General features: G+C 67.1%; 15 protein-coding genes, 1 tRNA gene and 1 pseudogene. 3 read left to right on the top strand and 14 right to left on the bottom strand.

Going from position 1 to position 12,936, the window contains the following annotated elements; all coding sequences use genetic code 11:
• Positions 1-32: 32 nt before the first annotated feature.
• From ACVMK0_RS02800 to ACVMK0_RS02755, 10 genes and pseudogenes are all read right to left on the bottom strand, one after another.
• Positions 33-671: a 3-oxoacid CoA-transferase subunit B gene (locus tag ACVMK0_RS02800; protein ID WP_476464225.1), complete on the bottom strand. Its 639-nt coding sequence runs from the start codon at positions 669-671 to the stop codon at positions 33-35.
• 17 nt (positions 672-688) lie between these two features.
• Positions 689-1,393, bottom strand: coding sequence for a CoA transferase subunit A (locus tag ACVMK0_RS02795; RefSeq protein WP_045534809.1), 705 nt, complete (start codon positions 1,391-1,393; stop codon positions 689-691).
• A 99-nt stretch (positions 1,394-1,492) separates the two neighbouring features.
• The gene (locus ACVMK0_RS02790; protein ID WP_476464224.1) at positions 1,493-1,786 is read right to left on the bottom strand and encodes a type II toxin-antitoxin system RelE/ParE family toxin; all 294 of its coding nucleotides are present in this window, start codon (positions 1,784-1,786) and stop codon (positions 1,493-1,495) included.
• Positions 1,786-2,055 (bottom strand): type II toxin-antitoxin system ParD family antitoxin, encoded by a 270-nt coding sequence (locus ACVMK0_RS02785; protein WP_476464223.1) that lies wholly within the window; start codon positions 2,053-2,055, stop codon positions 1,786-1,788. Before ACVMK0_RS02785 ends, ACVMK0_RS02790 begins: the two co-directional genes overlap by 1 nt.
• A gap of 76 nt (positions 2,056-2,131) precedes the next feature.
• Entirely contained in the window at positions 2,132-3,001 is an 870-nt protein-coding gene (gene queF, locus ACVMK0_RS02780; RefSeq protein WP_476464640.1) for an NADPH-dependent 7-cyano-7-deazaguanine reductase QueF, read from the bottom strand.
• A 38-nt stretch (positions 3,002-3,039) separates the two neighbouring features.
• Positions 3,040-3,729, bottom strand: a pseudogene (locus ACVMK0_RS02775) (2OG-Fe(II) oxygenase); the annotation flags it as partial.
• Between the two features lie 11 nt (positions 3,730-3,740).
• Positions 3,741-4,511 carry a peroxide stress protein YaaA gene (yaaA, locus tag ACVMK0_RS02770; RefSeq protein WP_476464222.1) on the bottom strand — a complete coding sequence of 257 codons (771 nt, stop codon included), beginning with the start codon at positions 4,509-4,511 and terminating at the stop codon, positions 3,741-3,743.
• Between the two features lie 48 nt (positions 4,512-4,559).
• Positions 4,560-4,889 carry a DUF2442 domain-containing protein gene (locus ACVMK0_RS02765; protein ID WP_476464221.1) on the bottom strand — a complete coding sequence of 110 codons (330 nt, stop codon included), beginning with the start codon at positions 4,887-4,889 and terminating at the stop codon, positions 4,560-4,562.
• 84 nt (positions 4,890-4,973) lie between these two features.
• Positions 4,974-5,372: a PIN domain-containing protein gene (locus tag ACVMK0_RS02760; RefSeq protein ID WP_476464220.1), complete on the bottom strand. Its 399-nt coding sequence runs from the start codon at positions 5,370-5,372 to the stop codon at positions 4,974-4,976.
• Positions 5,369-5,605: a ribbon-helix-helix domain-containing protein gene (locus tag ACVMK0_RS02755; protein WP_476464219.1), complete on the bottom strand. Its 237-nt coding sequence runs from the start codon at positions 5,603-5,605 to the stop codon at positions 5,369-5,371. Before ACVMK0_RS02755 ends, ACVMK0_RS02760 begins: the two co-directional genes overlap by 4 nt.
• A 205-nt stretch (positions 5,606-5,810) precedes the next feature.
• On the opposite strand from ACVMK0_RS02755, the gene ACVMK0_RS02750 reads away from it, so the two are divergent.
• Positions 5,811-8,945 (top strand): valine--tRNA ligase, encoded by a 3,135-nt coding sequence (locus ACVMK0_RS02750; RefSeq protein WP_476464218.1) that lies wholly within the window; start codon positions 5,811-5,813, stop codon positions 8,943-8,945.
• Positions 8,946-8,961: 16 nt separating this feature from the next.
• Here the strand turns inward: ACVMK0_RS02750 and ACVMK0_RS02745 are convergent, their stop codons facing one another.
• Together ACVMK0_RS02745 and cysM are read right to left on the bottom strand one after the other, a co-directional pair.
• The gene (locus tag ACVMK0_RS02745; RefSeq protein ID WP_034112787.1) at positions 8,962-9,189 is read right to left on the bottom strand and encodes a sulfurtransferase TusA family protein; all 228 of its coding nucleotides are present in this window, start codon (positions 9,187-9,189) and stop codon (positions 8,962-8,964) included.
• Positions 9,190-9,262: 73 nt separating this feature from the next.
• Complete coding sequence (cysM, locus tag ACVMK0_RS02740) at positions 9,263-10,138, bottom strand: cysteine synthase CysM (RefSeq protein ID WP_476464217.1); 876 nt, start codon at positions 10,136-10,138, stop codon at positions 9,263-9,265.
• Between the two features lie 252 nt (positions 10,139-10,390).
• Between cysM and ACVMK0_RS02735 the strand changes: the two genes are divergently transcribed.
• A tRNA-Leu gene (locus ACVMK0_RS02735) sits at positions 10,391-10,478 on the top strand.
• Between the two features lie 68 nt (positions 10,479-10,546).
• Entirely contained in the window at positions 10,547-11,542 is a 996-nt protein-coding gene (locus ACVMK0_RS02730; protein ID WP_476464216.1) for a calcium/sodium antiporter, read from the top strand.
• 8 nt (positions 11,543-11,550) lie between these two features.
• On the opposite strand, the gene ACVMK0_RS02725 is transcribed toward ACVMK0_RS02730, so the two are convergent.
• Both ACVMK0_RS02725 and parS read right to left on the bottom strand, forming a co-directional pair.
• Entirely contained in the window at positions 11,551-12,459 is a 909-nt protein-coding gene (locus tag ACVMK0_RS02725; RefSeq protein WP_476464215.1) for an SDR family oxidoreductase, read from the bottom strand.
• A 12-nt stretch (positions 12,460-12,471) separates the two neighbouring features.
• Positions 12,472-12,894 carry a type II RES/Xre toxin-antitoxin system antitoxin gene (gene parS / locus ACVMK0_RS02720; protein ID WP_476464214.1) on the bottom strand — a complete coding sequence of 141 codons (423 nt, stop codon included), beginning with the start codon at positions 12,892-12,894 and terminating at the stop codon, positions 12,472-12,474.
• Between the last annotated feature and the right edge of the window lie 42 nt (positions 12,895-12,936).

Raw genomic sequence — 12,936 nt, 5'->3', positions numbered from 1 at the left:
GGCCCGGCGTGGAGCAGCCCGCCCCCAAAGGTTCAGAGCAGCGGCACCCCGGTTTTGCTCTGGATTTCGTCGCGCGTCACGCCCTCGGCCAGTTCCACCAGCTTAAGGCCTTCGGGCGTCACGTCCATCACCCCCAGGTCGGTGATGATGCGGTTCACCACCCCTTTGCCGGTGAGCGGCAGGGTGCATTGGGGGATGATTTTCAGGTCGGTGCTGCCGTCTTTTTTGCGCGCCACGTGCTCCATCAGCACCACCACGCGCGGCACGCCGGCCACCAAGTCCATGGCGCCGCCCATGCCCTTGACCATCTTGCCCGGAATCATCCAGTTGGCCAAATCGCCGCTGCCGGTGACTTGCATCGCGCCCAAGATCGAGAGGTTGATCTTGCCGCCGCGGATCATGGCAAAGCTGTCGTGGCTGCCAAAGATCGACGAGCCCTTGATGGTGGTCACGGTCTGTTTGCCGGCGTTGATCAGGTCGGCATCCACTTCGTCCTCGTAGGGGAAGGGGCCGATGCCGAGCATGCCGTTTTCGCTTTGCAGCCAGACCTCGATGTGGTCAGGCACGTGGTTGGCCACCAGCGTCGGGATGCCGATGCCGAGGTTGACGTAAAAGCCGTCTTGCAATTCTTGCGCCGCGCGGGCGGCCATCTGGTCTTGGGTCCAAGGCATGGGGGGCTCCTGCGGTGTCAGAATTTGCGGTCGCGGGTGGTGCGCTTTTCGATGCGCTTTTCGGGCGTGGGGTTGTGCACGATGCGGTGCACGTAGATGCCGGGCAGGTGCACGTCGTCGGGGGCGATGTCGCCAGTGGCCACGATGCGCTCGACCTCGACGATGCACAGTTTGCCGGCCATGGCCGCGGCCGGGTTGAAGTTGCGCGCCGTGAGGTGAAAGCGCAGGTTGCCCGACAGGTCGGCCACGTCGGCCTTGACCAGCGCCACGTCGGGCCGCAGGGCGCGCTCCATCACATAAGTGGAGCCGTCGAAGTCGCGCAGCTCTTTGCCCTCGGCCACCAGGGTGCCGACGCCGGTTTTGGTGAAAAACGCCGGGATGCCGGCGCCGCCGGCGCGCAGTTTTTCGGCCAGGGTGCCCTGCGGGGTGAACTCGAGCTCGAGCTCGCCGGCCAAATACTGGCGCTCAAATTCTTTGTTTTCGCCCACATAAGACGAAATCATCTTGCGAATCTGGCGCGTCTCGAGCAGCTTGCCCAAGCCAAAGCCATCGACCCCAGCGTTGTTGGAGATCACCGTCAGGTCGCGCACGCCGCTGTCGCGCAGCGCGTCAATCAGCGCCTCGGGGATGCCGCACAGGCCAAAGCCGCCCACCGCGATCAGTTGCCCATCGGCCACCACGCCCTGCAGCGCCGCCGCCGCACTGGGATAGACCTTGTTCATGCACGCTCCTGTGTGTAGTTGATGGGCACGAATTGTACGGGGGCTACGGGGCTAGGGCCGATGCCGCTGCGTGGGAACTCGTGGCCTGATCCTGATTTTTTAGTTTTCTGCAAACTGCGCCTCGATGTCCATCGCGCCGTGCAGGATGCGCACGATCTGCACCAGTCCGTCGCTCTCTGCGTAGAGAATGAGGTAGTTGCCGTGGGCGCATGAGCGCAGACCTTTGCCGAGCTCTGGCCGGGGCCTGTAGGCTTTGGGCGACATGGCCAGCTTGCGGCACTGCGCTTGCAACTCGCGCACAAAACTGGCGGCACGGCGTGGGTTGTTTAGCGCGATGTAGTCACCGATGGCCTCGAGATCCTGCTCGGCCTTGGGCAAAAACACCAATTGCATCAAACTCTTTCGGCCGCTTCGGCCAGCGCGAGAAACTTGGCCTCTAGGCGGTCAAAAACCTCCTCCTCTGACAGGCACGGCCCACTGGCCAAGCCCACGGCAATCGCCTCGCGCAGGGCCTGCAGCTTGGCGGCTTGTTCGGCTTCGCGCTCTTCGAGCAGGCGCAGCCCAGCGCGCACCACCTCGCTGGCGTTGTTGAAGCGGCCCGCCTCTACCTGCTGGCGGATGAAGGTTTCAAAATGGGGGCTGAGGGCCACACTGGTCGGCATCGCAGATTCTCCTAACTGTTAACAACTGTTATTAAATCCAGCGCACAGGTCCTTGTCAAGAGCCAGCCACCCCACCCTATTGGCGCGCCGTGCGCACCGGCTCGGGCGGCTGCTGCGGGTGGCTGCAGCGCCAGGGGTTGATGTCGAGCCCGCCGCGGCGCGTGTAGCGCGCATAGACGCTGAGCTTGAGCGGGCGGCAGCGCTGCCAGATGTCGAGGTAGATGCGCTCCACGCATTGCTCGTGAAATCCGGTGTGCTGCCTGAAGCTCACCAAGTAGCGCAACAGGCCGGCTTGTTCGATCGGCGCCCCGCTGTAGGCGATCTGCACGCTGGCCCAGTCGGGCTGGCCGGTCACGGGGCAGTTGCTTTTGAGCAGGTCGCTGGTCAGCACCTCTTGCACCACGGCTTGGCTGGTGTCGGCCTGCAGGTGCTGCGGGGCGGGCTCGTAGTCGCTGCACTCCTCATCCAGTCGGTCCAGGCTCAGGCCCTCGAGCGCTTGCAAGCGCTCCTGGCCAAACTGCGCCGGGCGCAGCAGGCGCACGCCCACGCCGCCGCTGCGCTCGCTGCCGCGCCACAGCGCCTCGGTCAAATCCTGGCGCAGGCGCTGCTGCACCGCTTCGGCGCTGTCGAACACGCTCTGGTTGTAGCTGTTGAGGTAGAGCTTGAACGATTTGCTCTCGATCAGCTGCGGCGTCTCGCAGGGCACGGTGAAATGCACGATCGCCAGCTGCGGCTTGCCGCGCGCATTGAGCCAGCTGAGCTCGTAAGCCGTCCACAGATCGGCCCCCAGAAAGGGCAAGGTGGCCCCTACGCCCAGCTCGGCGCGCTTGGGCGCACGCGGCAGCGGGCACAGCAGCGTGGGGTCGTAGCGCTCGGGGTAGGCGGTGGGCTGGCCGAGCAGCAGGGGCTGCGGGGACTGATCGGGCGGTGGGCAGGTGGACGACATCGGCTGGATGGGGCTATGCGTGTGACTGGAGGGGGGCATCAGACAAAGGTGTGCTCGCGCAACCACTTGGTGGCGATCCACTTTTCGCCCTCCCATACCGGCACGCTGCCGTGCAGGGTGCGGGTGCTGGGGTGTGGGCGTTCATAAGCAAAATACAGCGCCTGCCCGCACTGCGGCAGCACCTCGAGCCCCAGATCGGGGAAGGTCGTGGCGCCGCCGCGCGGCACTTGATTGAGGTAAATCAGCACCGTGGCCAAGCGCTGGCCGCCGCGCCGCGTCAGGGCGGGGGTGCCGGGCTCGCCTGGGTCGAAGTAGTCGTAATGCGGCTTGTACTCGCCGCCCTCGGGGTAGTGCAGCACCTGCAAACCCTCGCCGTATTCAATCGGCCAGCGCAGCAAGCGGGCAATGCGCGCCTCTAGGCGTCGCACCAGCTCGGTTTCGCCGCGCCCAAAAAACATGCCGCTGCTGGTGCGGTCGGGGTTGATTTCGCTGCCCCCGCTGCGCGTCTGCACGGTGAGCGAGCGCTTGAGCCGCGGCCGCGCGGCCTCGATCAGCTGCGCGCACTCGGCCGGCGTGAGCAGCCCATCGAACAGCGCCAGCGGCGGGTGCTGCAAGCGCAGCCGCAGCTCCACCGACCGATCGCCGCAATCAAAGCAGCGCTGCGCCGCGCCCCAGTCGGGCTGAGGCAGGGCTGCGGGCGTGGGGGCTGGCTGGCCGGTGGGGGGCATGGCAAAAGAGTTTAGGCCGGCAAGCGGAACACCAGCCGATCCGGCCCCGATTCGCTGGCTACAAAGCGGTAGCCTTCGGCGTTGAAAGCTTTGAGCTGCTCGAGGCTGATGGCGCGGCAGTCGATGGCGTGGCGCATCATCAGGCCGCGCGCGCGCTTGGCGGCAAAACCCATGACCCGGTAGCGCCCGCCGTGCAGTTGCTCAAACACGCACTGCACCACCCGCGGCTGCAGGGCCGATGCATTCACCGCCTTGAAGTATTCCTCGCTGGCCAGGTTGACGACCAGCGGCACCGGGTCGGTGCTGGCGCGCTGGTTCAGGTAGTCGCTGATCTGGCGGCCCCAGTATTGCACCAGGTTTTTGCCCCGGGCGGTGGCCAGCCGGGTGCCCATTTCGAGCCGGTAGGGCTGCATCAGATCGAGCGGACGCAGCACGCCGTACAGGCCGCTCAAGATGCACAGGTGCTGTTGCGCCCACTGCAGATCGGCTTCGCTCAAAGTGCGCGCCTGCAAGCCATCGTACACATCGCCGTCGAAAGCCAACAGCGCCTGCTTGGCGTTGGCAGGCGTAAAAACCGGCTCCCAAGCCTGAAAGCGCGCCGCATTGAGCGCCGCCAGCTTGTCGCTCAGGCCCATGAGCTCGGCCAGCTCGTGCGGCGCCAGGGCGCGCAACTGCGCCACCAGTTCGGCCGCCTGCGCCACAAACTGCGGCTGGCTGTGGCTGGCGCTGTGGGCAGGGGTCTCGAAATCGAGCGCTTTGGCGGGCGACAACAAAAACAACATCGGTGGCGGGTCCTCTGGTCTGCGGCGGGGGCTCTGCTTAATGCGCGATTATCGGGGCAGCGCAAGGCGGCGGGCGGGCTGGTGCAACCAGCTCCAGATGCGCTCATGCCCGATGCCGCCCGCTTGTTCGACGCTAAGGTTGCGCAGATTGTCGGCCGCCAACTCAATCTCGCCCTCGGCCCACTGCACGTGCTGCCCAAAATCGCCCAACCGCGCTTGAGCATAAACGGCTGGGGCGCGAAGGGGCGCGAGCGCCTGGGTGGCGCCGATCCAGTCGTTCAGATCGACCTCAAAGCCCTGACCGTCGGCATAGGTCAAGCGCAGACGGGTGTCGGGCAAGACCTCGACGGCGGTGAGTGTGAAATGGTTTTTTCTCATGCTTGCAAATCCTCGAAAGTTTGGGCGAGCCACGCTTCGCGCTCCTTGGCCACAGCCATGAGGGTCAGGCCACGATTTTCTCAGCTAGCGCCAGTTCTCGACCTGCAAGCCGCTGACGCGGTTGAACTCGCCCACGTTGGAGGTCACCACGATCAGGCCGCGTGCCACGCCGGTGCCGGCAATCAGCGCATCGTAAGCGCCGATGGGCTGGCCCTGCAGCTTGAGCGCCGCGCGAATGGCCGCCGTGGCCTTCGCGTCGGCCTCGTTGAAGGGCACGGTACCGACGACCGAAAACAAGGCATCGAGCACCGGCGCCAGCTTGCGGGCGCGCTCGCTGTTGAGCGCGAGCCCATAATCGATCTCCATGCGCGTGAGCGCCGAGACCACGATCAGCTTCGGTGAGGTCGCCTTCAGGCGGGCCATCACGCCCGCTTGGCCCTTGACAAAATCGGACACCGTGCAGGTGTCGAGCAGATACTTCATGCCAGCGGATCATCCACCGGCGCTTTGAGCCGCTCGCGGCTGGCTTCAAACCGCGGCACATCGGCCAGACCCTGAAAGCTGGCCACGGCTTGGGGCCATTGCGGCTGGGATTGCTGCGCCAGCCACTCGCGCACCGCAGCGCGGATCAGCGCATTGCGGCTCTGCCCCACCTGCAGTGCCATGGCGTTGAGCTGCTGCCCGGTGCTGTCGTCGAGATAGATGTTGAAGTGCATGGCGGCCTCCGTGCGTTGGGCATTCAGTATAACACCTTGCTATGTTATATCACACAAGGGCCAATATCAAAAGGAAGCTCTGCGACCACGCCCGCCCGCCCGCCACCCCCTGCCCGCCACCCCCCGCCAGCCCGATAAAATCGACCACCCCCCTGCCCCAGTGCAGCCGCCCGCGAACCCTTCCCCAGCCCGCACCTTGCCCACCATGCCTGACACCCCTGCCCAACCGGGCCTGCACAGCCTGCCCAAATCGTTCCAACCGGCCGAACTCGAGGCGCGCTGGGGGCCCGAATGGGAGCGGCGCGGCTTGGGGCGCGCGGGCGTGCGCGGCACGGGGCAGGCGCAGGCCGGCGTGCCCGCCTTTGCCATCCAGTTGCCGCCGCCCAACGTCACCGGCACCTTGCACATGGGGCACGCCTTCAACCAGACCGTGATGGACAGCCTCACGCGCTACCACCGCATGCTGGGCCACAACACGCTCTGGATGCCGGGCACCGACCACGCCGGCATCGCCACCCAGATCGTGGTCGAGCGCCAGTTGCAGGCCCAGGGGCGCAACCGGCACCAGCTCGGCGCCACCGAAACCGCGTCGCGCCAGCGCTTCATCGAACACGTGTGGCAGTGGAAAGAGCAATCCGGCCAGACCATCACGCAACAGATGCGGCGCATGGGCGACAGCGTGGACTGGAGCCGCGAATACTTCACCATGGACGAGCGCCTGTCGCCGGTGGTCACCGAGACCTTCGTGCGCCTGTACGAGCAGGGCCTGATCTACCGCGGCAAGCGGCTGGTCAACTGGGACCCGGTGCTCAAGAGCGCCGTGTCCGACCTCGAAGTTGAGAGCGAGGAAGAAGACGGCTGGCTCTGGCACATCGCCTACCCGCTGGCCAGCGGCGCCGGGCAGATGGTGGTGGCCACCACGCGCCCCGAAACCCTGCTGGGCGACGTGGCCGTGATGGTGCACCCCGAAGACGAACGCTACGCGCACCTCGTGGGCCAGTACGTGCGCCTGCCCCTGTGCGAACGCGAAATCCCGGTCATCGCCGACGCCTACGTCGATCGCGCCTTTGGCACCGGTGTGGTCAAGGTCACGCCGGCGCACGACGCCAACGACTACGCCGTCGGGCAGCGGCACCAGTTGCCGATCATCGGCGTGCTCGCGCTCGACGCCACCCTCAACGACCACGCCCCCGCGCCCTACCGCGGCCTAGACCGCTTCGAGGCGCGCCAGCGCGTGGTGGCCGACCTGCAAAGCGCCGGGCTGCTGGTCGAGACCAAAAAACACCGCCTGATGGTGCCGCGCTGCACCCGCACCGGCCAAGTGGTGGAGCCCATGCTCACCGACCAATGGTTCGTGGCCGTCAACCAAGCCCCGCGCGCGCACGCAGCCGATGGCGCCAACAACTACACCACCCCCGACAGCCGCAGCATCGCCCAAAAAGCCATCGACGCGGTCAACAGCGGCGCGGTGCGCTTCGTGCCCGAAAACTGGGTCAACACCTACCACCAGTGGATGGGCAACCTGCAAGACTGGTGCATCAGCCGCCAGTTGTGGTGGGGGCACCAGATCCCGGCTTGGTACGACCTCGAGGGCCAAGTCTATGTGGCGCGTGACGCCGCCGCCGCCCAGGCCCAATTCGAAGCCCGCTGCGCCAGCCTCAACCCCAGCCAGCGCGACGCCCTGCTCGCCGCCGGCTTGGTGCGCGACCCCGACGTGCTCGACACCTGGTACTCCAGCGCGCTGATCCCGTTTTCCACCCTAGGCTGGCCGCAAGCGGCTGAGGGGAAAAGTGCCGGAGACGGCGGGCCAGCCGGGGGCGCTCGCAGCGCCATTGCGGCCGAAGGACGCCTAAGCAAGAGTGCCCCCGGCTGGCCCGACGGCTCCGGCGCGAGCGCCAACCAAGCCAGCGCCGCCCCCACCGACTACGACCTGTACCTGCCCAGCAGCGTGCTCGTCACCGGCTACGACATCATCTTTTTTTGGGTCGCGCGCATGATCATGATGAGCACCCACTTCACCGGCCGGGTGCCCTTTCGCCACGTCTATATCCACGGCTTGGTGCGCGACGCCCAAGGCCGCAAAATGAGCAAAAGCGAAGGCAACGTGCTCGACCCGGTTGACCTCATCGACGGCATCGAACTCGCGCCCCTGCTCGACAAACGCAGCAGCGGCCTGCGCAAACCCGAAACCGCGCCCGCCGTGCGCAAAGCCACCGAACGCGAATTCCCCGACGGCATCCCCGCCTACGGCGCCGACGCCCTGCGCCTGACCTTCGCCGCCCTAGCCAGCCTAGGGCGCAGCATCAACTTCGACAGCAAACGCTGCGAAGGCTACCGCAACTTCTGCAACAAACTCTGGAACGCCACCCGCTTCGTGCTCATGCACTGCGAAGGCCACGACTGCGGCCTAGACGCCCACCCCCCCAGCAGCTGCGCCCATACCGATGGCGCCTACCTCGACTTCAGCGCCGCCGACCGCTGGATCGTCTCGCGCCTGCAACGCGCAGAGGCCGAAGTGGCCCAAGGCTATGCCGACTACCGGCTCGACCTCGTGGCGCAAACCGTGTACGAACTGGTCTGGAACGAGTTTTGCGACTGGTACTTGGAGCTGGCCAAAGTGCAGCTGCAACAGGGCAGCCCGGCGCAGCAGCGCGCCACCCGCCGCACCCTCATCCGCAGCCTCGAAACCCTGCTGCGGCTGGCGCACCCCATCATCCCCTTCATCACCGAAGCGCTGTGGCAAACCGTGGCCCCCGTGGCCGGGCGCTGGCCGCAAGACGCCAACGGCCAGCCGCTGCCCCAAGCCAGCATCAGCGTCGCGCCCTTTCCGCTGGCGCAGCCCGAGCGCATCGACCCGGCCGCCGAAGCCGAAGTGGCGCAGCTCAAAGCCGTGATCGACGCCTGCCGCAACCTGCGCGGTGAGCTTGGCGTGTCGCCAGCGCAGCGCCTGCCGCTGTACGCCTACGCCCACAGCAGCGCCCAAGCCCAATGGCTGGCGCGCATGGCGCCGCAGTTGCAGGCGCTGGCGCGCTTGAGCGAAGTGCGCCCCTTTGCCGACGAAACCGCTTGGAGCGCCGCCGCCGCCGCCGCCCCTGTGGCCATGCAGGGCGATCTGCGCCTGTGCCTGTACGTCGAGGTGGACGTAGGCGCCGAACGCACGCGCCTAGGCAAAGAAGCGGCGCGGCTCGAGGCCGAAAGCGCCAAGGCCCAAGCCAAGCTCAACAACCCGGCCTTTGTGGCCAAAGCCCCGCCCGCCGTGCTCGAGCAAGAGCGCAAACGCCTGGCCGACTTCGATGCCACCCTGGCCCAAGTGCGCCAGCAGCTGCAGCGCTTGGGCTAGAGGGGAATCGCAGGGCCTAGCGCCGCCGCAGCACCGACACGTACTCGGGCCCGGCGGTGTCTTGCTCGATCAGCTCGTTGCCGGTCTGTTTGGCAAAGGCTTGAAAGTCGCGCACCGAGCCGGAGTCGGTGGCGATGATCTTGAGCGTCTGGCCGCTGCTCATTTCGGCCAAGGCTTTTTTGGCCTTCAGGATGGGCAGCGGGCAGTTTAGGCCGCGGGCGTCGAGTTCTCGGTCTGCATTCATGGTGTGTGGTGTAACCTTTGCCGGGTATTTTAGCGCCGCGCATGCGTTGGTCGCCGCGGGCACAGGCAGCGGCTCAAGCCGGAAACACCCCCGTGGACAGGTAGCGGTCGCCACGGTCGCAGACCACGAAGGCGATGGTCGCGTGTTCCACCGTGGCCGCGATCTGCTGCGCCACCCAGCAAGCCCCAGCAGCCGATATGCCAGCAAAAATCCCCTCCTCGGCGGCCAGCCGGCGGCACATCTGCTCGGCGTCGGCCTGGCTCACATACACCAGCTCGTCCACCTGCGCCGGGTCGTAGATTTTGGGCAGATACTCAGGCGGCCATTTGCGGATGCCCGGTATGCGCGAGCCCTCGCTCGGCTGCGCGCCCACGATGCGCACCGCCGGGTTGCGCTCCTTCAGGTAGCGGCCCACGCCGGTGATGGTGCCGGTGGTGCCCATGGCGCTCACAAAATGCGTGATGCGCCCAGCCGTCTGCTGCCACAGCTCGGGGCCAGTGGTCTCGTAGTGGATGCGCGGGTTGTCGGGGTTGGCAAACTGGTCCAGCACCCGGCCCTTGCCCTCGCGCTGCATTTTTTCGGCCAGATCGCGCGCGTACTCCATGCCGCCGCTCTTGGGCGTGAGGATGAGCTCGGCGCCAAAGGCCTTCATGGTCTGGGCGCGCTCGATCGACAGGTCTTCGGGCATGATCAACACCATGCGAAAACCCCGAATCGCCGCCGCCATGGCCAGCGCGATGCCGGTGTTGCCCGAAGTGGCCTCGATCAAGGTATCGCCGGGGGCGATCTCGCCGCGTTCTTCGGCGCGCCGGATCATGGCCAGCGCCGGCCGGTCTTTCACCGAACCGGCCGGGTTGTTGCCCTCGAGCTTGGCCAGCAGCACATTGCCCCGGGCCCGGTTGGCCTCGGCCCCGATGCGCTGCAGCGCCACCAGCGGCGTCTGGCCCACCGTGGACTCGATGCTCGGGTAGGCCGGCGGCTGGGCCGTGGCCGCTGCCCCTTTGACCCCTTTCGCCGCTTTTGCTGCTTTGGCAGACTGAGCAGAAGGGGCAACGGGCGTGTGAGGCTGGGAGGGCTGTGTAGGCTGGGCGCGTGGCATGGTGGCTAAATCAGACGATCAATCAGCAAAATGCGAACCGTGCGCCGGGCAGCGCAGGCCGCTCAAGGCCTCTAATGTGCCATAATCCAGCCTCACTCCAGTGCCGGAGTGGCGAAATTGGTAGACGCAGCAGATTCAAAATCTGCCGGTGTAACCCACCGTGCCGGTTCGAGTCCGGCCCCCGGCACCACCCGAGGCAGCATCCCACCCGATGTTGCCTTTTCTTTTGTCTGCAGCGCCTTTGGGGGTCAGCCGATCATGTCTTTGCTCTTGCCTTTGTTGTCGGTCTTCGTGGGTCTGGCCGTACTGGTTTGGGCGGCCGACAAGTTCATCGACGCCTCGGCCACGGTGGCGCGCCACTACAGCCTGCCGCCGCTGCTCATCGGCGTGGTGATCATCGGCTTTGGCACCTCGGCGCCCGAGCTGTCGGTGTCGGCGCTGTCGGCGCTGGCGGGCAGCCCCGGCATCGCGCTGGGCAACGCCTACGGCTCCAACATCGCCAACATCGCGCTCATTTTGGGCATCACGGCACTCATCAGCCCGATCGTGGTGCAGTCGGGCATTTTGCGCAAAGAGCTGCCGCTGTTGGTGGGTGTCACGCTGCTGTCGGTGGCGCTGCTGTGGGATTTGGACATCAGCCGGCTCGACGCCGTGGTGCTGCTGCTGGTTTTTGCTGGCGTCATGGGCTGGGCGGTCTGGCAGGGAACGCGCGGCGGCCAAGACACGCTGGGCGAGGACACCGCCGCCGAAATGGACGCGCACACCATGGGCTCGGTCCGGCTGGCCTGGTTCTGGCTGGCTGCCGGGCTGGTGCTGCTGATCGCCAGCGCGCGGCTGCTGGTCTGGGGCGCGGTGCTGCTAGCCCAGTCGCTGGGGGTGAGCGAGCTGGTGATTGGCCTGACCGTGGTGGCGGTGGGCACCTCGCTGCCCGAACTGGCCTCGTGCATCGCGGCGGCGCGCAAAAAGGAGCACGATCTGGCCATCGGCAACATCTTGGGCTCCAACCTATTCAACACGCTTGCCGTGGTCGGGCTGGCCGGGGCCATCCACCCGCTGCAGGCCGAGCCGGCCGTGCTCTACCGCGACATGCTGGTCATGGCCGCGCTCACGCTGGCGCTGTTTGTGCTGGCGCGCACCCGTGGCGGCCAGTCCGGGCGCATATCGCGCGTCAGCGGCGCGCTGCTGGTGTTGAGCTTTGTGGGCTACACGGTTTACCTGCTGCTCACCACCGTGGGCGCGCAGGTCGCCGCTTAAACCCGAATCTAGGCCCAAAGACCCTGCTGCGGCGTGGGGTAGCGCAAAACCAGCCGCAGCTCGCGCTTCAGGCGCTGGTTGTGCAGCCGGCGCGATTCGCTCATGAAGCTCAGCAGCATCGGGCTCAGCTGCGCGGCGGCCTCGGTGCGGCTGATGCGCGCTGGCCGTGGCAGGCCGTACAGGTCGGCGGCCAGGTCGAAGTAGTCGCCCATACGCAATTCGCTGTCGTCGCAGACATGGGCGCAGCGCTGCGGCGCGTGCCACCAGAGCGCGCGCACGCAGGCGCGGGCCAGGTCGTCGGCATGGATGTGGTTGGTGTACACGTCGTCTGGCGAGCACAGCACCGGCGTGCCGCGCAGCAGGCGCTCGCGCGCGCCACCGGCACGGCCACCGCCATAAATGCCGGGGATGCGCAGCAGCGACACATCCACCCCGCGCCAGCGGCCCCAATTGCGCCAGGTGCGCTCGGCCTCCAGCCGGCGCTGCCCGCGCGCCGTGCTGGGCTGCGGCGGGCGGGTTTCGCTCACCCAGGCGCCGGCGCAGTCGCCATAGACGCCGCTGGTGGAGCCATAGACCAGCTTGCGCGGCCGGCTGCGCCGCCCCAGCGCTTGCGCCAGAGCGCGGCTGCGCGGGTCGGTGGTGGTGGTGCCCGCATTGGGTGGCGGCGCCAGATACAGCACCCTAGTGGCCAGCCCGGCCAAGCGCTGCAGGCTGGCGCGGTCGTCTAGGTTGCCCAGCAGCGGCACCACGCCTTGGGCGCGCAGCAGCGCCACGCGCTCGGGCGACGAGGTGAGCGCCAACACGCGCCGCCCCGGCCGCAGCAGCGCCGCGCAGCGCAAGCCCACGTCGCCGCAGCCCACGATCAACACCCGCTCGCGCCTAAAGCGCGCCGGCAAAGCCCCCAGCAGCATGGTCATGCAAAATTGCCCTCAGGCAAACACGCCGTGCTCGATGCGGCCCAGGGCGTCGAGCACGCTGTCGGCGCCCAGGTCGGTGTCGAGCAATGAAAGCGGCGTCACGCCGCCCAGCGCCGCGTTTGGGCTTTGCAGCCAGCTTAGGGCCGGCTCGGCGCCCTCAAACACCGTTTCGGCGCGCTCGACGATGCGCGCAAAGCGCAGCAGCTTGGCCGATTCCTCGGGCGCCAAAGCCCCGGCGCGCTTGCGCCGCGCCAGAGTGCGCGGGGCGATCGCTAGGGCTTGGGCCAACTGCGCGTGCGTGATCTGCGTCAGGCGCACCGCCGCATCCACCGATGCCGACGGCAAGCCTTGGCGCACCAAGGGGATCCAGTCCATCGAGGCCCTAGGGTGGGCGTGCAACACGGCCTCGCCGCCCAGCAAGGCCAGGGCAGACATCAAAGGCGGGGGCAAAGGGGCGCTGTTCATGGGTTCCTTGGG

The sequence above is a fragment of the Serpentinimonas sp. SSL01 genome (assembly GCF_056323735.1).
Note: the sequence above shows the minus strand (reverse complement) of the source record. Positions and strands in the feature narration are given on the sequence as shown.

Excerpts from the sequence above, each read along its gene's own strand:
- ACVMK0_RS02800 (WP_476464225.1), bottom strand. The coding sequence starts at position 671 with ATGCCTTGGACCCAAGACCAGATGGCCGCCCGCGCGGCGCAAGAATTG.
- ACVMK0_RS02795 (WP_045534809.1), bottom strand. The coding sequence starts at position 1,393 with ATGAACAAGGTCTATCCCAGTGCGGCGGCGGCGCTGCAGGGCGTGGTG.
- ACVMK0_RS02790 (WP_476464224.1), bottom strand. The coding sequence starts at position 1,786 with ATGCAATTGGTGTTTTTGCCCAAGGCCGAGCAGGATCTCGAGGCCATC.
- ACVMK0_RS02785 (WP_476464223.1), bottom strand. The coding sequence starts at position 2,055 with ATGCCGACCAGTGTGGCCCTCAGCCCCCATTTTGAAACCTTCATCCGC.
- queF (WP_476464640.1), bottom strand. The coding sequence starts at position 3,001 with ATGTCGTCCACCTGCCCACCGCCCGATCAGTCCCCGCAGCCCCTGCTG.
- yaaA (WP_476464222.1), bottom strand. The coding sequence starts at position 4,511 with ATGTTGTTTTTGTTGTCGCCCGCCAAAGCGCTCGATTTCGAGACCCCT.
- ACVMK0_RS02765 (WP_476464221.1), bottom strand. The coding sequence starts at position 4,889 with ATGAGAAAAAACCATTTCACACTCACCGCCGTCGAGGTCTTGCCCGAC.
- ACVMK0_RS02760 (WP_476464220.1), bottom strand. The coding sequence starts at position 5,372 with ATGAAGTATCTGCTCGACACCTGCACGGTGTCCGATTTTGTCAAGGGC.
- ACVMK0_RS02755 (WP_476464219.1), bottom strand. The coding sequence starts at position 5,605 with ATGCACTTCAACATCTATCTCGACGACAGCACCGGGCAGCAGCTCAAC.
- ACVMK0_RS02750 (WP_476464218.1), top strand. The coding sequence starts at position 5,811 with ATGCCTGACACCCCTGCCCAACCGGGCCTGCACAGCCTGCCCAAATCG.
- ACVMK0_RS02745 (WP_034112787.1), bottom strand. The coding sequence starts at position 9,189 with ATGAATGCAGACCGAGAACTCGACGCCCGCGGCCTAAACTGCCCGCTG.
- ACVMK0_RS02730 (WP_476464216.1), top strand. The coding sequence starts at position 10,547 with ATGTCTTTGCTCTTGCCTTTGTTGTCGGTCTTCGTGGGTCTGGCCGTA.
- ACVMK0_RS02725 (WP_476464215.1), bottom strand. The coding sequence starts at position 12,459 with ATGACCATGCTGCTGGGGGCTTTGCCGGCGCGCTTTAGGCGCGAGCGG.
- parS (WP_476464214.1), bottom strand. The coding sequence starts at position 12,894 with ATGTCTGCCCTGGCCTTGCTGGGCGGCGAGGCCGTGTTGCACGCCCAC.